The sequence below is a fragment of the Pseudomonas sp. NPDC089396 genome, assembly GCF_044749545.1.
Taxonomy (GTDB): domain Bacteria; phylum Pseudomonadota; class Gammaproteobacteria; order Pseudomonadales; family Pseudomonadaceae; genus Aquipseudomonas.
In genome coordinates this window covers 442,285-461,000 of record NZ_JBIVIC010000002.1, presented here as the reverse complement: position 1 = coordinate 461,000, position 18,716 = coordinate 442,285, and the positions used below count along the sequence as shown (strand labels likewise).

At 64.9% G+C, this 18,716-nt stretch carries 17 protein-coding genes; 3 read left to right on the top strand and 14 right to left on the bottom strand.

Features of this window, described 5'->3' with window-relative positions:
• Positions 1-176: 176 nt before the first annotated feature.
• A complete protein-coding gene (gene ppc / locus ACIPZB_RS05100) occupies positions 177-2,804 on the bottom strand; it encodes a phosphoenolpyruvate carboxylase (RefSeq protein WP_400639225.1) in 2,628 nt (875 codons plus the stop codon).
• Between the two features lie 168 nt (positions 2,805-2,972).
• On the opposite strand from ppc, the gene ACIPZB_RS05095 reads away from it, so the two are divergent.
• The 3 genes from ACIPZB_RS05095 (at position 2,973) to ACIPZB_RS05085 (ending at position 4,843) form a co-directional block, all read left to right on the top strand.
• A complete protein-coding gene (locus ACIPZB_RS05095; RefSeq protein ID WP_400639224.1) occupies positions 2,973-3,317 on the top strand; it encodes a pilin assembly protein in 345 nt (114 codons plus the stop codon).
• 277 nt (positions 3,318-3,594) lie between these two features.
• Positions 3,595-4,008 (top strand): DUF4398 domain-containing protein, encoded by a 414-nt coding sequence (locus tag ACIPZB_RS05090; protein WP_400639223.1) that lies wholly within the window; start codon positions 3,595-3,597, stop codon positions 4,006-4,008.
• A gap of 49 nt (positions 4,009-4,057) precedes the next feature.
• Complete coding sequence (locus ACIPZB_RS05085) at positions 4,058-4,843, top strand: OmpA family protein (RefSeq protein WP_400639222.1); 786 nt, start codon at positions 4,058-4,060, stop codon at positions 4,841-4,843.
• A gap of 153 nt (positions 4,844-4,996) precedes the next feature.
• Here ACIPZB_RS05085 and ACIPZB_RS05080 read toward each other — a convergent pair whose 3' ends face one another.
• The 13 genes from ACIPZB_RS05080 to ACIPZB_RS05020 form a co-directional block, all read right to left on the bottom strand.
• Positions 4,997-5,323: a hypothetical protein gene (locus tag ACIPZB_RS05080; protein ID WP_008101153.1), complete on the bottom strand. Its 327-nt coding sequence runs from the start codon at positions 5,321-5,323 to the stop codon at positions 4,997-4,999.
• Positions 5,320-6,243 (bottom strand): alpha/beta hydrolase, encoded by a 924-nt coding sequence (locus tag ACIPZB_RS05075; protein WP_400639221.1) that lies wholly within the window; start codon positions 6,241-6,243, stop codon positions 5,320-5,322. Before ACIPZB_RS05075 ends, ACIPZB_RS05080 begins: the two co-directional genes overlap by 4 nt.
• Positions 6,215-7,492, bottom strand: a complete 1,278-nt coding sequence (locus ACIPZB_RS05070) for a flavohemoglobin expression-modulating QEGLA motif protein (protein WP_008101157.1) — start codon at positions 7,490-7,492, stop codon at positions 6,215-6,217. Before ACIPZB_RS05070 ends, ACIPZB_RS05075 begins: the two co-directional genes overlap by 29 nt.
• Positions 7,493-7,565: 73 nt before the next feature.
• Positions 7,566-8,114 (bottom strand): hypothetical protein, encoded by a 549-nt coding sequence (locus ACIPZB_RS05065; RefSeq protein WP_400639220.1) that lies wholly within the window; start codon positions 8,112-8,114, stop codon positions 7,566-7,568.
• 29 nt (positions 8,115-8,143) lie between these two features.
• A complete protein-coding gene (locus ACIPZB_RS05060; protein ID WP_008094029.1) occupies positions 8,144-8,848 on the bottom strand; it encodes a TetR/AcrR family transcriptional regulator in 705 nt (234 codons plus the stop codon).
• A gap of 202 nt (positions 8,849-9,050) precedes the next feature.
• Positions 9,051-10,553: a lysine--tRNA ligase gene (gene lysS / locus ACIPZB_RS05055; RefSeq protein ID WP_008094030.1), complete on the bottom strand. Its 1,503-nt coding sequence runs from the start codon at positions 10,551-10,553 to the stop codon at positions 9,051-9,053.
• Positions 10,554-10,646: 93 nt separating this feature from the next.
• Positions 10,647-11,742, bottom strand: a protein-coding gene (gene prfB, locus ACIPZB_RS05050) for a peptide chain release factor 2 (protein WP_157214868.1) whose coding sequence is annotated in 2 segments (ribosomal slippage) — positions 10,647-11,669 and positions 11,671-11,742 — 1,095 coding nt in all. Because the reading frame shifts where the segments join, the coding sequence is not laid out codon by codon here.
• A gap of 189 nt (positions 11,743-11,931) precedes the next feature.
• Entirely contained in the window at positions 11,932-12,936 is a 1,005-nt protein-coding gene (wspR, locus tag ACIPZB_RS05045) for a Wsp signal transduction system regulator diguanylate cyclase WspR (protein WP_008094032.1), read from the bottom strand.
• Positions 12,937-12,987: 51 nt separating this feature from the next.
• Positions 12,988-14,001 carry a chemotaxis response regulator protein-glutamate methylesterase gene (locus ACIPZB_RS05040; RefSeq protein ID WP_400639219.1) on the bottom strand — a complete coding sequence of 338 codons (1,014 nt, stop codon included), beginning with the start codon at positions 13,999-14,001 and terminating at the stop codon, positions 12,988-12,990.
• Positions 13,998-16,292, bottom strand: coding sequence for a hybrid sensor histidine kinase/response regulator (locus tag ACIPZB_RS05035; RefSeq protein ID WP_400639218.1), 2,295 nt, complete (start codon positions 16,290-16,292; stop codon positions 13,998-14,000). The genes ACIPZB_RS05040 and ACIPZB_RS05035 overlap by 4 nt, the downstream gene beginning before the upstream one ends.
• Complete coding sequence (locus tag ACIPZB_RS05030) at positions 16,289-16,954, bottom strand: chemotaxis protein CheW (RefSeq protein WP_400639217.1); 666 nt, start codon at positions 16,952-16,954, stop codon at positions 16,289-16,291. Before ACIPZB_RS05030 ends, ACIPZB_RS05035 begins: the two co-directional genes overlap by 4 nt.
• A complete protein-coding gene (locus ACIPZB_RS05025; protein ID WP_400639216.1) occupies positions 16,951-18,207 on the bottom strand; it encodes a CheR family methyltransferase in 1,257 nt (418 codons plus the stop codon). Before ACIPZB_RS05025 ends, ACIPZB_RS05030 begins: the two co-directional genes overlap by 4 nt.
• The gene (locus ACIPZB_RS05020) at positions 18,204-18,716 is read right to left on the bottom strand and encodes a chemotaxis protein CheW (RefSeq protein ID WP_400639215.1); all 513 of its coding nucleotides are present in this window, start codon (positions 18,714-18,716) and stop codon (positions 18,204-18,206) included. Before ACIPZB_RS05020 ends, ACIPZB_RS05025 begins: the two co-directional genes overlap by 4 nt.

The following is an 18,716-nucleotide window of genomic DNA, read 5'->3' as shown; positions in this document are numbered from 1 at the left end:
ATCGGTCAGAAGGCTGCTCAAGATACACAGCGCTCGGCAGCCAGACAAGCGCCACAAAGTTGCAGGAATGTGCCATCGGCAACCTCGGTTGCGGGTGGTTGCGCCCGTCGCAACCACCCTCTTCACCCTGCCCTGGCCCAGGCTATGCATCAGGACCGAGGCACGCCTGCATGCCCTTAGCCGGTGTTGCGCAGACCCGCCGCAATGCCCGCAACGGTCACCAGCAAGGCCTGCTCCAGCGGGCTGTCCAGAGCGGCTTCACGGCTGCGCGAACGCGCCAGCAACTCGGCCTGCAAGCGGTGCAGCGGGTCCAGGTAGGTGTTGCGCAGGCTGATGAATTCCAGGGTCTCGGGGCTGTGCGCCAGTAGCACCGGCTGCCCGGTCAGGCCCAGCACCACCTGGCAGGACTGCGACAATAGGTCGCGCAGGTGCACACCTAAAGGAAGCAAGTCCGGTTGCACTAGACGTTGGTCGTAGGCCTCGGCGATCTGGGCATCGGCTTTGGCCAGGACCATCTCCAGCATGTCGATGCGGGTGCGGAAGAACGGCCATTGTTCGCGCATCTGGGCCAGCAGCTCGCCCTGCCCGCGTGCCAGGGCATTGCTCAGTGCCGTCTCCCAGCCCAGCCAGGCGGGCAGCATCAGGCGGGTCTGGGTCCAGCCGAAGATCCACGGAATCGCCCGCAGACTTTCGATCCCCCCGGCGCGCCGCTTGGCCGGGCGGCTCCCCAGGGGCAGGCGTCCGAGTTCCTGCTCGGGTGTGGACTGGCGGAAGTACTCGACGAAGTCCGGGTTGTCCCTGACCACGCCACGGTAGGCCTTGAGGCCATCGGCCGCCAGTTGGTCCATCAGCTCGCGCCAGGCCGGCTGCGGCGGAGGCGGTGGCAGCAGGGTGGCTTCGAGCACGGCCGCCAAATACAGGTTGAGGTTCTGCTCGGCGATGCCCGGCAAGCCGAACTTGAAGCGGATCATCTCGCCCTGCTCGGTGGTGCGGAAACGCCCGGCCACCGAGCCCGGTGGCTGCGACAGGATCGCCGCGTGGGCCGGGCCGCCGCCACGGCCCACGGTGCCGCCGCGGCCATGGAACAGCAGCAGCTCGACCTGATGCTCCCGGCAGATACGCACCAGGCTTTCCTGGGCGCGGTACTGGGCCCAGGCGGCAGCGGTAGTGCCGGCGTCCTTGGCCGAGTCGGAGTAACCGATCATCACTTCCTGCGGCCCGCGCAAGCCAGCGCGGTAGCCCTGCAGGCCCAGCAAGCGCTGCATGACCGGCCCGGCGTTGTCCAGGTCGGCCAAGGTCTCGAACAGGGGCACCACGCGCATGGGCCGGGTCAGCCCTACTTCCTTGAGCAGCAGTTGCACCGCCAGTACATCGGAGGCGGCGCCTGCCATGGAGATGACGTAGGAACCCAGCGAGGCACCCGGCGCGGCAGCGATTTCACGGCAGGTGTCAAGCACTTCGGCGGTGTCCGCCTGGGGCTGGAAATGCGCAGGAAGCAATGGCCGGCGGTTCTTAAGCTCCGTCTGCAGGAATGCAATCCGCTGCTCTTCATCCCAGTCGCCATAACTGCCCAGCCCCAGGTAATCGGTGATCTCCGACAGCGCATCACGGTGCCGGGCGGCATCCTGGCGCACGTCCAGGCGGCCGAGGAACAGGCCGAACGTCACCGCACGGCGCAAGCTGTCGAGCAGCGGGCCATCGGCGATGACGCCCATGCCGCATTCATGCAACGACTGGTAGCACAGCTGCAGCGGGGCGATCAGGTCGCGGTTGTCCACCAGCACGTCGGCTCCAGCCGGCTGGTTGCTGGTCAAGGCGCTGTGCGCCCAGGCGCGGGTGGCGCGCAAGCGGTCGCGCAATTGCTTGAGCACGGCCCGGTAGGGTTCGGCGCTGTCACCTACCTGTTCACGCAGCGCGCTGCTGGCCTGCTGCATGGACAGCTCGGCGGCCAGTGCATCGATATCACGCAAGAACAGGTCGGCCGCCATCCAGCGTGCCAGCAGCAGCACTTCACGGGTCACGGCAGCCGTGACGTTAGGGTTGCCGTCGCGGTCGCCGCCCATCCAAGAGGCGAAGCGGATCGGCGCAGCTTCCAGCGGCAGGCGCAGGCCAGTGGCTTCGAACAGCGCCTTGTCGACCTTGCGCAGGTGGCTGGGGATGGCCTGCCACAGGGAATGCTCGATGACCGCGAAGCCCCATTTGGCTTCATCCACCGGCGTGGGCCGGGTGCGGCGGATTTCTTCGGTGTGCCAGGCCTCGGCGATCAGCCGGCGCAAGCGCTCGCGTACCTGTTGGCGCTCGGCGGGCGTCAGGTCGCGATGGTCCTGCACCGCCAACTGGCCGGCAATGGCGTCGTACTTCTGGATCAGCGTGCGGCGAGCAACCTCGGTGGGGTGCGCGGTCAGCACCAACTGGATATCGAGCTTGGCCAGCTGCCGGGCCAAGGCATCGTCCTTGTGCCCCGCCCGCTTGAGGCGCGCCAGCAGCTCGGGCAACACCCGTGCCTCGAAGGGCTCCCCCTGCTCGGCATCGCGCCTGCGAATCAGCTGGTACTGCTCGGCCATGTTCGCCAGGTTGAGGAACTGGTTGAAGGCCCGCGCCACCGGCAGCAAGTCTTCCTCGGCAAGGTCGGCCAGCGTCGAGCTCAATTGCTCGCCGGCACCGCGCCGGTCGGCCTTGGCACTGTGGCGTATGTCCTCGATCTTCTGCAGGAAGGCCTCACCGTGCTGCTGGCGAATGGTTTCGCCGAGCAACTCTCCCAACACATGGACATCTTCACGCAAGCGCACATCGATATCGGTCATTGGCCCTCTCTTTGGCGCGGCTCGCCCGCGCATCGCCCAGGTAACAGCATGCCCCAAGAGTGCCCACAGCCAGGGCGCCATGGCAAGCCGCGATCGGGCAAAGCAAACTAAAGTAAGAGCAGAGCAGTCCGATGAATGCAGCCTTTCCAGGCGTCGACAGAGGTCACCATGAAAATCCGCGAACTCGCCCAGCACTGGGAGCAGAATGCCGCTGGCACCCTGAGCCCCACCGGCCACACCTTGCACCTGGACCTGGAGTCCGAGGCCCGCCTGGCCGCGCTCATCGACATGTACCCCAAACGTACCGCCGAGGAACTGCTTGGCGAACTGGTGGCCGCCGCGCTGGAGGAACTGGAAGCCAGCTTCCCCTACGTGCAAGGCCAGAAAGTCATTTCGACTGACGAACAAGGCGACCCGCTGTACGAAGACATCGGCTCTACCCCGCGTTTCCTGGCCCTCTCGCGGCGCCACTTGCATGGCCTCAGCACCCCAGGCGATGACACCGGCAATTGATAGCGCTCTCCACTGTTCCGGGCTCCCCCATGGCCCGGAATACCACGTGTCGCCCTTGAAAGTTCCCCGTCACGACCACTGACCATGAAGTCAGAAATAGTCGCCCAGCCTTGGCAATTTTTCTGAACCATTCAAAAAAGCCCTCAGTCAGAGCCAATAGCCATCACGCTAAAACCCTGCACAACTGCCGTCGTGCATCGTTCAGCGCTAGTGCGGACAGGGGCCAGGGATTGAGCGATGGACTGCTACGGATATCGTCGTTTTCAGGAGTGATCCAATGGAGCTGACCATCATGAAAACCCGCACCGCGAAAATTTCATCCCCCCACGTGCACGGACTCAAGCTGGCCGCGCTGGCGCTGGGCAGTAGCCTGGTCCTGGCCGGCTGTGCCGGCAATCCGCCCAGCGAGCAGTACGCCGTGACCCAATCGGCCGTGAATTCCGCCGTCAGTGCAGGCGGTACCGAGTTCGCCGCCGTGGAAATGAAAGCGGCTCAGGACAAGTTCAAGCAGGCCGAAATCGCCATGCACGACAAGCAGTACGACGAAGCCAAGCGCCTGGCCGAACAGGCCGAGTGGGATGCCCGCCTCGCCGAACGCAAGGCACAGGCGGCCAAGGCCGAGAAGGCCGTACAGGAAGCCCGTCAGGGCGCCCAGGACGTGCGTCAGGAAGGCCTGCGCAGCGCTCAGTGAGCGCGCCACGTCTACCTGAGCCTTCGCAACCGATCAAAGGATGAACACCATGCGCAATCACATCATGATTCCCGCCCTGCTGGCCCTGAGTGTCAGCCTCGCTGCCTGCTCGCACGACCCGAATCCGAACCTGGAGTCGGCCCGCACCAACTTCTCGGCGCTGCAGAGCGACCCGCAGTCGAGCAAGGTCGCGGCGCTTGAAACCAAGGATGCCCAGGATTCGCTGAACAAGGCCGACAAAGCCTTCATGGAGCGCGAGAACACCCAGCAGGTCGACCAATTGGCCTACCTGACCAACCAGCGCATCGAAGTGGCCAAGCAGACCATCGCACTGCGCACTGCCGAGAACGAGCTGAAGAACGCCTCGTCCGAGCGCGCCAAGGCCAAGCTCGATGCCCGCGATGCGCAGATCGCCAAGCTGCAGGACAGCCTCAACGCCAAGCAGACCGACCGCGGCACCCTGGTCACCTTCGGCGATGTGCTGTTCGACTTCAACAAGGCCGAGCTCAAGAGCAGCGCCTTGCCCAACGTCACCAAGCTGGCCCAGTTCCTCCAGGAGAACGCTGAGCGCAAGGTGATCGTCGAGGGTTACACCGACAGTGTAGGTTCGGCCAACTACAACCAGACCCTCTCGGAACGCCGCGCTGCTGCCGTGCGCATGGCGCTGGTACGGGCTGGCGTGGACCCTGCGCGGATCGTCGCCCAGGGTTATGGCAAGGAGTACCCGGTGGCGGACAACTCGAGCAACTCGGGGCGCGCGCAGAACCGTCGGGTGGAAGTGACCATCTCCAACGACAACCAGCCGGTGGCACCGCGTTCGGTGAGCCAGAGGTAGCAGTAAGGTTGGTTAGCTGAAATGAAAAGCCCCGCGATCGATGCGGGGCTTTTCATTGGCTGTACCGGCCCTATCGCCGGCAAGCCGGCTCCCACAGGGAGGGGCAGCGCTGTACCTGTGGGAGCCGGCTTGCCGGCGATAGGGCCGGTCGGATCACTGCACCTGCTGCGGCGTGTCCTCACCCATGCAGCGCACCGCGCGCTTGCGGTTGTCCACCAGCACCCCGGTCAGGCCCTTCTGCTGGGTATCGAACAGCACCAGCACGCCATCCATACACTGCGCCACCTGCGGGGCCGGCTCGAGGGAGACCTTGTAGTCCTCGCCGGGAATGGTCTTGAGCATGGTGAAATCCTGCAGCAGCAGGGCGTCCTCGGGTTTGGCGAAATGCAGGTAACCGTAGTACCAGAGGGCCCCCACCGTCACGATGATGCTGCCGACACCGGTCAGGATCAGCGGGATGGCGTTGCGTTCTTCACTCATTGCTTGCTCTTCTCGTCAGGGTAGTTGGGCACTTCGGCAAGCCGCCGCAGGCCGTTGAAATGGCTGGGGTCATCCAGGAAACGCAGCATCACCTGGCGCCAGACCGGGTCGGCAAAGGTCTGCACGTGGCCTCCGCGGGTCAGTTGCAGCACGCGCGGCGGCGGCGCGTGCTGATATAGACGAATGCCGCTGTCCATCGGCACCAGGTTGTCGTCGATGCTGTGGAAAAACAGCTTGGGTGGGGTGCTCAGGCGCTCGACCGAGCGAATCGCGCTATCGCCGTCCGGCACCAGCCAGGACAGCGGCACCTGCAACGGCCAGGTCATCCACGATGTACTCAAGGCGTAACGGCCGACATCGCGATAACTGGCCGGCACCCCATCGAACACCAGGGCACTGAAGCGCTGTTGCTGCTCAGGATGGGCGGCCAGGTAATGAATGGCCATCGCGCCACCGAGGCTCTGGCCCAACAAAACCAGGGGTTTGCCCTTTACCTCGGGGGCTTTGTCGAGCCAGGCCATGGCTACAGCGATGTCTTCATAGACCTCCGGCAAACCGGGTTCGCCCTGGGACAGGCCATAGCCGCGGTAATCGATCATCAGCACCTGATAACCCTGCTCCGGCAACCAGTAGCTGCCGCCCAGGTGCCCGGCCAGGTTGCCGCCGTTGCCATGCAGGTGCAGCACCGTCCCCTTGACCGCGACGCCCGCCTTGGCCGGCAGCCACCAACCGTGCAGGCGCACGCCATCGGCGGTGGTGAGGGTGATATCGCGGTATTCGAGCTTGGCCCGCTCGGGGGTGAACGGCTGGCCTGGTTCGGGGTAGAACAGCAAGCTGCTGCAACCCCCGAGCCCCAGCAGGAGCAAGCCCAGGGCCAGCAGGCGGCAGCGCTCAGAGAATGTTCGCGTAGTCGGCTTCAATGCGATCCAGGCTCAGGTGGTTGAGGAAGTTGGAGAAGCACATCCATGCCGACAGGGCGTTGAGGTCGCGGAACTGTTCAGGCAAGTACTTGGGCGGTTCGACCAGGCCCTCTTCGACCAGTTGGCGCAAGGTGCGCATGTCTTCCAGGGTGGTCTTGCCGCAGAACAGCAACGGAATCTGTTCGAGCTTGCCCTTCTTCACGGCCAACTGAATGTAGTTGTAAACCATGATGAAGCCCTTGAGGTAGGACAAGTCCTTGGTGAACGGCAGACCATTGGGCACCGAGCCGCGGAACACCCGGCTGGCATTGCTGTAGCTCTGCGCCATTTCGAAGCCCTGGTCGCGGAAGAATCCATACACCTGCAGGAAATCGGCCCCCTCCTCGACCATGTGGATGGCGCGCGTTCGGTTGGTGAGCTTGCGCAGGCGGCTGGGGTAGGAGGCGAAGGCTATCACCTCCATAAGGATCGCCAGGCCTTCCTGGGTCACCGTCGACGAGGGCGGGCCCTTGGCCAGGAAGGTGCAGATCGGCTGGTTGAGGCCATTGAGCGTGGTGCCCACGTGCACCAGCCCTTCATGCACCTCCAGCGCGCGCACATCGCGGGTGTTGAACATGGCGTCGGCGCGAATCTTGATGTAGTCGGCCCCCGCCGCCGCGTCGGCGACGATACCGTCGGACTCGAACACGCGGATGGTTTCTTCCGCCTCGCCGAACACTTTGTTCAGGCGGTGCTGGAGGATATTGACGGCTTCCTTGGCGGTGAGGTTCTTCGGCTCGTCCTTGAGGTCGCCGCGGCCATCGATGTTGTTCAGGTAGTCCGAAAACATCAGCCCCAGGTCGGCCAGGGTCGGGTCACCGGCGTGGAAGGCATCGGAGGCGGCGCCATACAGTTCCTGGGAAATCAGGCCGAAGTCCTCGGTGCCACGCGCTTCGAGCATGCGCACCACCATCCGGTACTCCTTGCACATGCGCCGCATGATCTGCCCGACCGGGTTGAACTGGCCCAACTGGCGGGTGATGTCGCGCTCGATGCTCTGGAATTCGGCCTTGACCGCGCTGGAATCGAACGACAGCGGGCGCGACTGGTAATAGGCACGGTCCACCGCGGGCGGCTCCGTGCCCTTGGCCTTGAGGAAGCCCTGGCGGATGCTGTCGTCCCACTTCACCGCGTCGAGCACGCGGATTGGGGTCTGCGCCGCGACGATGCGGTCGGACAAGGTGCGGATGGTTAGCTGGTACTCGTCCACCGGGGACTCCTTTCTAGAACTGGGCGCCTGTACCGGCCCTATCGCCGGCAAGCCGGCGATGAGGCCCGCACGGTCATTTGCCGGAGCGCTGGAAGCGCGCCACCTCGACGAACAGGTCGGAGTTGGCCGGGTCATCCAGATAAGCCAGCACCCGCGCCGCCGGGCTGTCGATCAGTACGCCGTCGCCGTTGTCCTCCGGCACCACGGTGCTGCGCCCGGTCAGCTCTTTCTTCTCGACCGCCTGCTGCACCTGCTCGACATCGAGGTTGTAGACCACCAGCTCCTTGCCATCGACGATGTCGAAACCGCCAATCAGGAAGTTGCCGCCCAGGCGCTTGGGCACCCCGGCCGACAGGTACCAGCGGTTGCCATGGCGCGAGACGGTGAACACATACTCTTCGGGCTTCTTGCCCTTGGCCGTGGCCACGGCCTTGTAGGCATCGGCGCCACTGCGGCTGATCGTCAGTTGCAGCGGCTCGCCCCAGGCATCCTTGCTGCGCCATTTGCCAAGCAGGGCCTTGGGCGCCGCCTGGTTGCTCGGCAAAGGCTCGTGGAAGGTCACCAGACAACCGCCCAGCAGCAGGAATGACAACGTCAACAACACCACACGCCAGGCTTTCATCAGGTTCTCCTTGAAGGGTCGATCTCGTCTCAGGCCGATGCCAACACCAGGTGCAGGTAACGGGTAAGCATAGCGAGCATCTGCCCATCGGCCTGTGCATCGGCATCCTTGAGCAGGCCCTGATATTCCATCTGCTCGATTATCGCCGTCAACATCTGAGCGTCCTGTTCGGGCTGCCGCGAGCCTACGACCTGCAGCAGTTGCCGCGTGCCATGCAGCAGGATCTGCTCATGGGCACACACCAGCTCCGCCAGGCGCGGGCACAACAGCGCTTCCTGGCGGAAGGCCTGCTCGGCCATGAGGAAGTCGCGGCGGGTGAGCAGTTGACGCGAAACATAGTCGGCGGTCATGCGCGCCACTTCGTCGGCCAGCCGCGCCCGCGATTGCGCACTGCCGTCGCCCTGGGCGAGCAACTGGCGCAGCACCACCTCGGTGTTGGCCCAGAGCTTGGCCATGTAGGCAGCGCTGCGCTCGACGTACTGGGCGAAGGTATCGGTGAGCAGGTCCTCGATATCCTTGAAGTAATAGGTGGTGGCGGACAGCGGCACGCCGGCCTCGGCCGCTACCGCGCGGTGACGCACGCCGCGCACGCCATCACGCACGACGATGCGCATGGCGGCGTCCAGAATCAGCTGGCGACGCTGCTCGCTGCCCTGGCGGGCAGTCTTGCGACCTTGGTATTGCACGCTTTCGGCGACGGCGCTGGCGATGCCGGCGGCGCCTTGCTGGGGCATTGCGGGTGTCACGCTGGATACCTCATTGTTCTAGTCATCGGCTGTCCCTATCGCCGGCAAGCCGGCTCCCACAGGGCCCCCACAATACTCAAGCGTTGTGGGGTCCCTGTGGGAGCCGGCTTGCCGGCGATAAGGCCGGTACAGACAACATAAGCCTTCAGGCAATAAAAAGCCGCCTCGAAAGGCGGCTTGTTCAATTCACTCAGGCCTGTGGGCGCATGTGCGGGAACAGGATCACATCGCGAATCGACGGCGAGTTGGTCAGCAGCATCACCAGGCGGTCGATACCGATGCCCTCACCTGCGGTCGGCGGCATGCCGTACTCCAGCGCGCGAACGAAGTCGGCGTCGTAGTGCATGGCTTCGTCGTCACCCGCGTCCTTCTCGGCCACCTGGGCCAGGAAGCGTTCGGCCTGGTCTTCGGCATCGTTGAGCTCGGAGTAGGCGTTGGCGATCTCGCGGCCACCGATGAACAGCTCGAAACGGTCGGTCACGGCCGGGTTGTCGTCGTTGCGACGGGCCAGCGGCGAGACTTCGAACGGGTACTCGGTGATGAAGTGCGGCTGCTCCAGCTTGTGCTCGACCAGCTCTTCGAAAATCATCACCTGCAGCTTGCCCAGGCCTTCGTGGCCGAGCACCTTGGCACCGGCCTTCTTGGCAATCTCGCGGGCGCGGTCGACGTCCTGCAGGTCGGCAGCGGTGAGCTCCGGGTTGTACTTGAGGATCGAGTCGAACACCGACAGGCGCACGAACGGCTCGCCGAAGTGGAACACCTTGTCGCCATACGGCACGTCGGTGCTGCCCAGCACCAGCTGCGCCAGCTCGCGGAACAGTTCCTCGGTGAGGTCCATGTTGTCGCGGTAGTCGGCGTAGGCCTGGTAGAACTCCAGCATGGTGAACTCGGGGTTGTGCCGGGTCGAAACGCCTTCGTTACGGAAGTTGCGGTTGATCTCGAAGACTTTCTCGAAGCCACCGACAACCAGGCGCTTGAGGTACAGCTCAGGCGCGATGCGCAGGAACATGGCCATGTCCAGGGCATTGTGGTGGGTTTCGAACGGCTTGGCCGCGGCGCCGCCCGGAATGGTCTGCAGCATCGGCGTCTCGACTTCGAGGAAGTCGCGCTCGATGAGGAACTTGCGGATGTGCGAGATCACCTGCGAGCGAACGCGGAAGGTGTTGCGGGTTTCTTCGTTGACCATCAGGTCGACGTAGCGCTGGCGGTAGCGCTGCTCGGTGTCGGTCAGGCCGTGGTGCTTGTCGGGCAGCGGGCGCAGCGACTTGGTCAGCAGGCGCACGTTGGTCATCTCGACGTACAGGTCGCCCTTGCCGGAACGGGCCAGGGTGCCTTCGGCGCTGATGATGTCGCCCAGGTCCCAGGTCTTGACCGCAGCCAGGGTTTCTTCCGGCAGGGTCTTGCGGTTGACGTAGACCTGAATACGGCCAGTCATGTCCTGGATAACCATGAACGAGCCACGGTTGAGCATGATGCGGCCGGCGACCTTGACCGGAATCGCGGCTGCTTCCAGCTCTTCCTTGGTCTTGTCCGCGTATTGCTTCTGCAGGTCGTTGCAGTAGCTGTCGCGACGGAAGTCGTTGGGGAAGGCATTGCCCTTGGCGCGCTCGGCGGCAAGTTTTTCCTTGCGCAGGGCGATCAGGGCGTTTTCTTCCTGTTGCAGGTCTTGCGCTTCGGTCTTGAGGTCGCTCATGTCGTCATTCTTTCCATCAGGTGTTCGTTGCCCTTTTCGGGCAGGGCACGCGATACCGGCGGGCGGCCAGGTATCGCGGCGGTGGTGTGCGGCTTACAGCCCCTGCTTGAGGCTCGCTTCCAGGTACTGGTCGAGGTCGCCGTCCAGAACCTTCTGGCAGTCGCTGCGCTCGACGCCGGTACGCAAGTCCTTGATGCGCGAGTCATCCAGTACATAGGAGCGGATCTGGTGACCCCAGCCGATGTCCGACTTGCTGTCTTCCAGCGCCTGGGAAGCGGCGTTGCGTTTCTGCATTTCCAGCTCGTACAACTTGGCCCGCAGCATTTTCATGGCGGTGTCCTTGTTGGCGTGCTGGGAACGTTCGTTCTGGCAGGCCACCACGGTGTTGGTCGGCACGTGGGTGATACGGACCGCCGAGTCGGTGGTGTTCACGTGCTGACCACCGGCACCGGAGGAGCGGTAGGTGTCGACGCGCAGGTCAGACGGGTTGATCTCGATCTCGACCTTGTCGTCGATCTCGGGCGACACGAACACCGCCGAGAACGAGGTGTGGCGACGGGCACCGGAGTCGAACGGGCTCTTGCGCACCAGGCGGTGTACGCCGATCTCGGTGCGCAGCCAGCCAAAGGCGTACTCGCCCTTGATGTGCACGGTGGCGCCCTTGATGCCAGCGACTTCACCTTCGGAAAGCTCGATGATGGTGGCGTCGAAGCCGCGCTTGTCGGCCCAGCGCAGGTACATGCGCAGCAGGATGTTGGCCCAGTCCTGTGCCTCGGTACCGCCAGAGCCTGCCTGGATGTCCAGGTAGGCGTTGTTCATGTCCATCTCGCCGCTGAACATGCGACGGAACTCGAGCTGGGCCAGGGATTCTTCCAGGCTCTGCAACTCGGTCACGACATCGCTCACGGCGCCTTCGTCATTTTCCTCGACGGCCATGTCGAGCAGGTCCTGGCAGTCGGCCAGGCCGTTGGACATCTTGTCCAGGGTCTCGACGACCTGCACCAGCATGGCGCGCTCGCGGCCCAGGGCCTGGGCGTACTCGGGCTTGTTCCAGACGGCCGGGTCTTCCAGCTCGCGGTTGACTTCGATCAGGCGGTCATGCTTGTGATCGTAGTCAAAGATACCCCCGAATGGACTGGGAACGCTCGGTGAGGTCCTTGATGGTGTTCAGGATCGGTTGGATTTCCATGGGCTGGCTACTCGCGCGAATTCGGTGAAAAGTCGGGGAGTATAACCGAGTCTGGAGCATGGCGGCAGACCCGCCGGGCGGTAGAAATCCTGTGGGCCTATCGCCGGCAAGCCGGCTCCCACAGGTTGGGCGTCAATCTCAGGCACACGCTGTACCTGTGGGAGCCGGCTTGCCGGCGATGAGGCCCGTTCAGGCGATCCCGACCTGGTTGCGCCCGCTGTGCTTGGCCAGGTACAAGCCCTTGTCCGCCGCCAGAATCAATTGCCGGCAATGGCTGCCAACCGGCGGCGTATGGGTCGCCAGGCCAATGCTGACGGTCAGGCGCGAATCGGCCTGCGGTGCACTGTGCGGGATATTGAGGCCGAGCACGGTCTGGCGCAGCTTCTCGGCCACCAGCCGCGCACCGCCTGGGGAGGTGTTGGGCAGCACCAGGGCGAACTCTTCGCCGCCATAACGCGCCGGCAGGTCGGTGGGCCGCGAGCACGAGCCACGAATGGCCTCGGCCACCTGGCGCAGCGCTTCGTCACCGGCCAGGTGGCCGAAGCTGTCGTTGTAGACCTTGAAGTAGTCGACATCGATCATCAGCAACGACAATTGCTGCTGCTCACGCATGGCCCGGCGCCATTCCAGCTCCAGGTATTCGTCGAAATGGCGGCGGTTGGACAGCCCGGTGAGGCCGTCGGAGTTCATCAGCCGCTGCAGCATCAGGTTGGTGTCGAGCAACTGTTGCTGACTGACGCGCAAGGCACGGTAAGCCTCGTCGCGTTGCAACAGGGTCAGGTACGAGCGCGAGTGGTAGCGGATACGTGCCACCAACTCGATGGTGTCGGGCAGCTTGACCAGGTAGTCGTTGGCCCCGGCGGCAAATGCCGCGCTTTTGACCAGCGGGTCTTCCTTGGTCGACAGGACGATGATCGGAATGTCCTGGGTGGCCGGGTTGTTGCGGTATTCGCGCACCAGGGTAAGGCCATCCAGGCCAGGCATGATCAGGTCCTGGAGGATCACCGTTGGCTTGATGCGCATGGCCTGGGCCACCGCCTGGTGCGGGTCGGCGCAGAAGTGGAAGTCGATGTTCTCTTCGTGGGCCAGGCCACGGCGCACGGCTTCGCCGATCATCGCCTGATCGTCGACCAGCAGGACCATCGCCGAGTTTTCGTTGGCGGTCGCGAAACCTTCGATCGGTAAATCAGTCATCCGTTTTCACCTGATCACTGCAGCCTGGGCCGCGTGATTCAATACATGTCGTCATTTTGCAAAGATTTCCATCAAGCGCCCGGCGATTCGCTCCAGCGGACGGATTTCCACCGCCGCGTCGATTGCCGCAGCGGCCTTGGGCATACCGTAGACGGCGCTGCTGGACTGGTCCTGGGCAATGGTCAGGAAGCCCTGCTGGCGCATCAGTTTGAGGCCCTGGGCGCCATCGCGGCCCATGCCGGTGAGCAGCACGCCCACCGCATCGCCGCGCCAGTAGCGCGCCACGCTCTCGAAGAACACATCGATCGAGGGCCGGTAGATTTCGTTGACAGGTTCAGCAGTGTAGGCCAACTGGCCACCCTGTAGCAGGCGGATATGGTGATTGGTGCCCGCCAACAGCACTTGCCCCGGCTGCGGAGGCTCGCCCTCACAGGCCAGGCGCACCGGCAGCCCGCAAGCGCTGCTGAGCCATTCGGCCATGCCAGCGGCGAACACCTGATCCACATGCTGAACCAGCACGATGGACGCCGGAAACGCCCTGGGCAAACCCTTGAGCAGCACCTCCAGGGCGGCAGGCCCACCCGCCGAAGAACCGATCGCCACCAGGCCCCGGCTCTGGACGGCATCGCGCAAGGGCGCGGCCACAGGTTTGGTCGCACTGGGCCGTTGCTGGCCTATCAGCCAGCTGATGTTGAGAATCTTGCGCAGCAGCGGCGCCGCTGCCTCGCGCGCATCGCCCGCGCCGAGGGCGGGGGTATCGACCACATCCAGGGCGCCATGGCCCATGGCCTCGAACACCCGGTGCACGTTCTGCTTGCGATCGACGGTCACGATGAGGATGGCGCAGGGCGTCTCGGCCATGATCCGCCGGGTCGCTTCGACGCCGTCCATCACTGGCATGATGAGATCCATGAGGATCAGGTCGGGGGTGACCTCGGCACACTTGCGCAGCGCCTCGGCGCCATTGCCGGCCACCCAGATCACCTCGTGCGCGGGCTCGAAGGCCAGCGCACGGCGCAATGCCTCCACGGCCATGGGCATGTCGTTGACGATGGCGATCTTCATCCTTGAGCACCTCCGATCAATTCAACCACAGCATCCAGCAACGCGTCGTCGTGGAAACTGGCCTTAGCCAAATAGTAGTCGGCTCCGGCATCCAGGCCACGGCGTCGATCTTCTTCGCGGTCCTTGTACGACACCACCATCACCGGCAGTGACTGCAGCCGCTGGTCGCGGCGCACCAGCGTGACCAGCTCGATACCGTCCATGCGCGGCATGTCGATATCGGTGATCAGCAGGTCGAAGTCCTCGCCGCGCAGGGCGTTCCAGCCGTCCATGCCATCGACGGCGACGGCCACTTCGTAGCCGCGGTTGCTCAGCAGCTTGCGTTGCAGTTCGCGCACGGTCAGGGAGTCGTCGACCACCAGGACGCGTTTGCGGGTCACGCCCCGGCCCATCTGGGCGCCGCGTTCGATACGTTCGAGGCGACCGGTGCTGAGCAGCTTCTCGACCGAGCGCAGCAGGTCTTCGACGTCGACGATCAACACCACCGAACCATCGTCCAGCAAGGCCCCGGCGGAGATGTCCTGGACCTTGCCCAGGCGCGGGTCCAACGGCATCACCACCAGCACGCGCTCGCCGATCAGGCGCTCCACGGCCACCCCGTAAAGCTGTTCGCGCTCGCGGATCACCACCACCCGCAAGCTACCGCCCTCACCGTGCTCCGCCGGCCGGTTGAGCAGCTGGCTGGCGGCCACCAGGCCGATATGCCGGCCCTCGTGCCAGAAATGCTGGCGCCCTTCGATCTGCACGATCTGCTCGGCGGCGACCTCCAGGGTGCGTTCGATATGCGCCAGCGGGAACGCGTAAGCCTCGCCGCCGACCTCCACCACCAGGCTGCGTACCACCGACAGGGTCAGCGGTACTTCCAGGTGGAAGCGGCACCCTTGACCGGCCACGTGGGTCAGCTCGATCGAACCGCGCAGCTCGCGGACCATGTGCTGCACTGCATCCAGGCCGACGCCACGGCCAGACACCTCGGTGACCTTGTCGCGCATGCTGAAGCCCGGCAGGAACAAGAAGGTGAGCAGCTCTGCCTCGCTCATCTGCTCCACCGTGTCGGCTGGCGACAAGCCCCGCTCGACAATGCTGCGGCGCAACCGCGCAATATCGATACCGGCACCGTCGTCGCTCAGCTCGAGGATCAGCAGGCCCGCCTGGTGAGACGCACGCAGGCGTATTGCGCCCTCCTCAGGCTTGCCGGCCAACAGGCGCTGTTCGGGCCGCTCGATGCCATGGTCGACGGCATTGCGCAGCAAATGGGTCAGGGGCGCATCGAGCTTTTCCAGCACATCGCGGTCGACCTGGGTCTTCTCGCCGTCGATCTGCAGGCGCACCTGTTTCCCCAGCGAGCGCCCCAGATCGCGGACCATGCGGCTCTGGCCGGTGAGCACGTCGGCAAACGGGCGCATCCGGCAGGCCAGGGCGGTGTCGTAGAGCAACTGTGCGCGCTGGCTGGCCTGCCAGCCGAATTCGTCGAGGTCGGCCGCCTGCTGTTGCAGGATCTGCTGGGTCTCCAGCAGCAGCCGCTGGGTCTGGGCCAGGGCTTCGAGCACTTCCGGGCTCTGGCCGCGGTCCTCCAGTTCGGTCTTGAGGCCATCGAGGGCGCGCATGCCTTGGCCGTGCATGCGCTTGAGGCGCTGCAAGGTGGCCAGGTAGGGCTTCAGGCGCTGGGTCTCGACCAGCGACTTGCTGGACAGATCGAGCAGGCTGTTGAGGCGGTCGGCGGTCACCCGCAGAACCCGCTCGCCCCCTTCCCCACCGCGTTTGCCGGTCTTGCGCAGCGCCGGCAGTTCGTTCTCGGGCTCAGCGTCGAGCAGTGCCGGCTCGGCTGGCGCTGGCTTAGACACGGCTGGTTCGGCCACGGGCGTCGGCGTCGGCGTCGGCGTCGACACCACGGGAGCAGCCCCCGGATCGATCAAGCCGGCCATCTGCACGAGGAATGCCGGCACGCCAGCCTCGCCCTGCGGATCACCGGGCATGGCGATATGCAGCAACAGGTCGGTACCGCGCAGCAGTGCATCGATATGCTCGGCACGCAGCAGCAGCCGGCCTTCCTGGGCCGCCACCAGGCAATCTTCCATCACATGGGCAACACTGACCCCGGCATCGAGACCGACGATCCGCGCCGCGCCCTTGAGGGAGTGAGCGGCGCGCATGCAGGCTTCCAGTTGATCGGCCTGGGTCGGATTGCGCTCCAGCGCCATCAGCCCGGTGCTGAGCACCTGTGTCTGGGCTTCGGCCTCCAGGCTGAACAGTTCGAGCAACGATGCGTCGCGCATTTGCTCTGGGGTCATGACAGGCTCCGCTGCACGGCAGACAGTAGTTGTTGGTCGTCCAGCACGCGCACACTGCGCCCGCGCCACTGCATCACAGCAGCCGTGAAGGGGGCCGTTTCCTCGCTGGCACCTGCCAGCGCGAGGTCCAGACGGTGGATGCCATCGATCTCGTCCACGGCCATCACCACCGGTCCACCCGTCGCTGCCAGGATCAACAGGCGCGGCATCGCCCGGCCACTGCGCGGCTGATCAGGCACATGCTCGGCCCCCAGCAGGTCGCTCAGGGACAGGCACGGGACCAGGGCGCCACGTACGTTGGCCACACCCTGCAGAACGCGCGAGCGCTGATGGGGCAGTGAATGCACCGGCTGAACAGGGGCGATTTCGGCCAGGCAGGCGGTGGCCAGGGCCAGCCATTCCTCGCCCAGGCGGAACAGCAGCAGCGAGCGCCCAGCAACGGCCTCGCTCTCCTGAGCTTCGTGCACCTGGTCGTCCTGAACCAGCGCATAACGGTCCAGCAGGCGCGTGGCGGCAGCGGCGTAGACTTCACAATTGCGACAGTGGATGTGCCGCTCCAGCAGCGGGCACTGCTTGTCGCCATGCACGCCGATACGGTTCCAGCAATCGTCGATGGCCTGATCGTCCTTGGCGAGCAGCCCAAGCGCGTGTTCGACGCTCATCGTTCAGACTCCCTTCCGACGCGCGCCGCACGTTCCTGCAGGCGGCGGGCGCCCGCGCTATCACCTTGGGCGGCCAGCAACGTGGCCAGGTGCAGCAGCGCTTCAGGGTGCTGCGGCTCCAGGTACAAGGCCTTGCGGTAATGGCTCAGCGCTTGCGCGGCGTCGCCTTCGGTATCACTGAGCAGACCCAGCCAGTAGTACACCTGAGCTTTCGGCGCGAACTCGCGCAGGTAGCGCTGGCAGCTGGCGCGCGCTTGCACACTGTCACCGGCATTGGCTTGTCGCGCGATGCTGGCCAGCAACTCGCTTTCGCGCTCGCGTGGCGCGACCACGGGGGCAGCGAGTGGTGTCGCCGGTCGCGGTCGCGGCGCAGGTGCAGGCCGGCTCGGCGCGATCGGGGCCGCCGTCGGGGGCGGGGAAGCACTGCGCAGGGGCTGAGGTGCGGCAGTGGGAGCATCCGCAGGCTGACGCACATAGGCAAATGACTGGGCAAGCCCCAGCGGACGCATGCCCAGGCGCGCCAGCAGGCTACCTTCGGCAGGCCCGATGAACAGCACACCCTTGTCATGCACCAGGCGCTTGAGCACCTCGAAGACCCGCTGCTGGGTCGGCACATCGAAGTAGATCAGCAGGTTGCGGCAGAACACGAAATCGTACTGGCCATTGCGGCTGGCCAATATCGGATCGAGCACGTTGCCCACCTCAAACCGCACCTGTTGACGTACCCGTTCATCCAGCTGATGGCTGTCGCCAGCATCAACGAAGTGTCGCTCGCGAAACGCCAGGTCGCTGCCACGGAACGAGTTGCGCCCATACACGGCCTGCACGGCCCTGGCCACCGAATTGGCGCTGATATCCATGGCGTCGATCTGGAAGGTGGCGGGGCTCAGCCCCGCATCCAGCAGCGCCATGGCCAGCGAATAAGGCTCTTCACCGGTGGAACACGGCAGGCTGAGCAAGCGCAACGGCCGCTCGCCGGCCAGTTCGGCCAGGCGCTTGTGGGCCAGGCCGGCCAGCGCGGTGAACGACTCGGGATAGCGGAAAAACCAGGTCTCCGGAACGATCACCGCTTCGATCAAGGCCTGCTGCTCGTCTGCCGATTGCTGCAGGCGCAGCCAGTAATCGTCGAGGTCGGCGGCATTGAGCGCGACGCAGCGCTGGCGCAGGGCACGCTCGACCATCGGTACGCCCACCGACTCGACGTCCAGGCCAATGCGCTCCTGCAGAAAACGGAAAAAGCGTTGCTGGCTCATGACCACACCTGCTGCTGGCCTGACGGGTTCGGGAACAACAGCTGACGCACGGCATCACTGAGCAGGTCATCCACCTCGATGCGCTGCAGCAGCCCCTGTGCATCCTGGCGCACCGGGCCCAGGTAAGGCGCTTCGCCGTTATCCAGGCCATAGGGCTGGAACTCCTCCGGGTGGCAGCGCAGGGTCTCGGTGGCCTGCTCCAGGATCAGCCCAAGTTGATGTTCCTTGCGGTAATGCACCAGCACCAGGCGCGTGCTGGTGCGCTCGGCGGCGGGCTCGGCAAAACTCAAGGCACACAGGTCGATCACCGGCACCAGCACACCCCGGTGGGCGAGGATACCGGCGACCCAGGCCGGTGCCTGGGCAATCGGCTTGAGTGGCCGGCGTGGCAGCACCTCGATCACCTCGTGCACATTCAGGGCGAAGCGCTGCTGGCCGAGTCGAAACTGCAGGTACAGCGTGCCCTTGGCGCGGGCCGCCGCTGCCGTATGCGGATGCAGGTCGGTCAT

Bases quoted from the DNA above. Each gene is read 5' to 3' on its own strand.
- ACIPZB_RS05025 (WP_400639216.1), bottom strand. From the start codon at position 18,207: ATGAGCCAGCAACGCTTTTTCCGTTTTCTGCAGGAGCGCATTGGCCTG.
- ppc (WP_400639225.1), bottom strand. From the start codon at position 2,804: ATGACCGATATCGATGTGCGCTTGCGTGAAGATGTCCATGTGTTGGGA.
- ACIPZB_RS05065 (WP_400639220.1), bottom strand. From the start codon at position 8,114: ATGAAAGCCTGGCGTGTGGTGTTGTTGACGTTGTCATTCCTGCTGCTG.
- ACIPZB_RS05085 (WP_400639222.1), top strand. From the start codon at position 4,058: ATGCGCAATCACATCATGATTCCCGCCCTGCTGGCCCTGAGTGTCAGC.
- ACIPZB_RS05020 (WP_400639215.1), bottom strand. From the start codon at position 18,716: ATGACCGACCTGCATCCGCATACGGCAGCGGCGGCCCGCGCCAAGGGC.
- lysS (WP_008094030.1), bottom strand. From the start codon at position 10,553: ATGAGCGACCTCAAGACCGAAGCGCAAGACCTGCAACAGGAAGAAAAC.
- ACIPZB_RS05060 (WP_008094029.1), bottom strand. From the start codon at position 8,848: ATGCCCCAGCAAGGCGCCGCCGGCATCGCCAGCGCCGTCGCCGAAAGC.
- ACIPZB_RS05040 (WP_400639219.1), bottom strand. From the start codon at position 14,001: ATGAAGATCGCCATCGTCAACGACATGCCCATGGCCGTGGAGGCATTG.
- ACIPZB_RS05090 (WP_400639223.1), top strand. From the start codon at position 3,595: ATGGAGCTGACCATCATGAAAACCCGCACCGCGAAAATTTCATCCCCC.
- wspR (WP_008094032.1), bottom strand. From the start codon at position 12,936: ATGACTGATTTACCGATCGAAGGTTTCGCGACCGCCAACGAAAACTCG.
- ACIPZB_RS05095 (WP_400639224.1), top strand. From the start codon at position 2,973: ATGAAAATCCGCGAACTCGCCCAGCACTGGGAGCAGAATGCCGCTGGC.
- ACIPZB_RS05030 (WP_400639217.1), bottom strand. From the start codon at position 16,954: ATGAGCGTCGAACACGCGCTTGGGCTGCTCGCCAAGGACGATCAGGCC.
- ACIPZB_RS05035 (WP_400639218.1), bottom strand. From the start codon at position 16,292: ATGACCCCAGAGCAAATGCGCGACGCATCGTTGCTCGAACTGTTCAGC.
- ACIPZB_RS05080 (WP_008101153.1), bottom strand. From the start codon at position 5,323: ATGAGTGAAGAACGCAACGCCATCCCGCTGATCCTGACCGGTGTCGGC.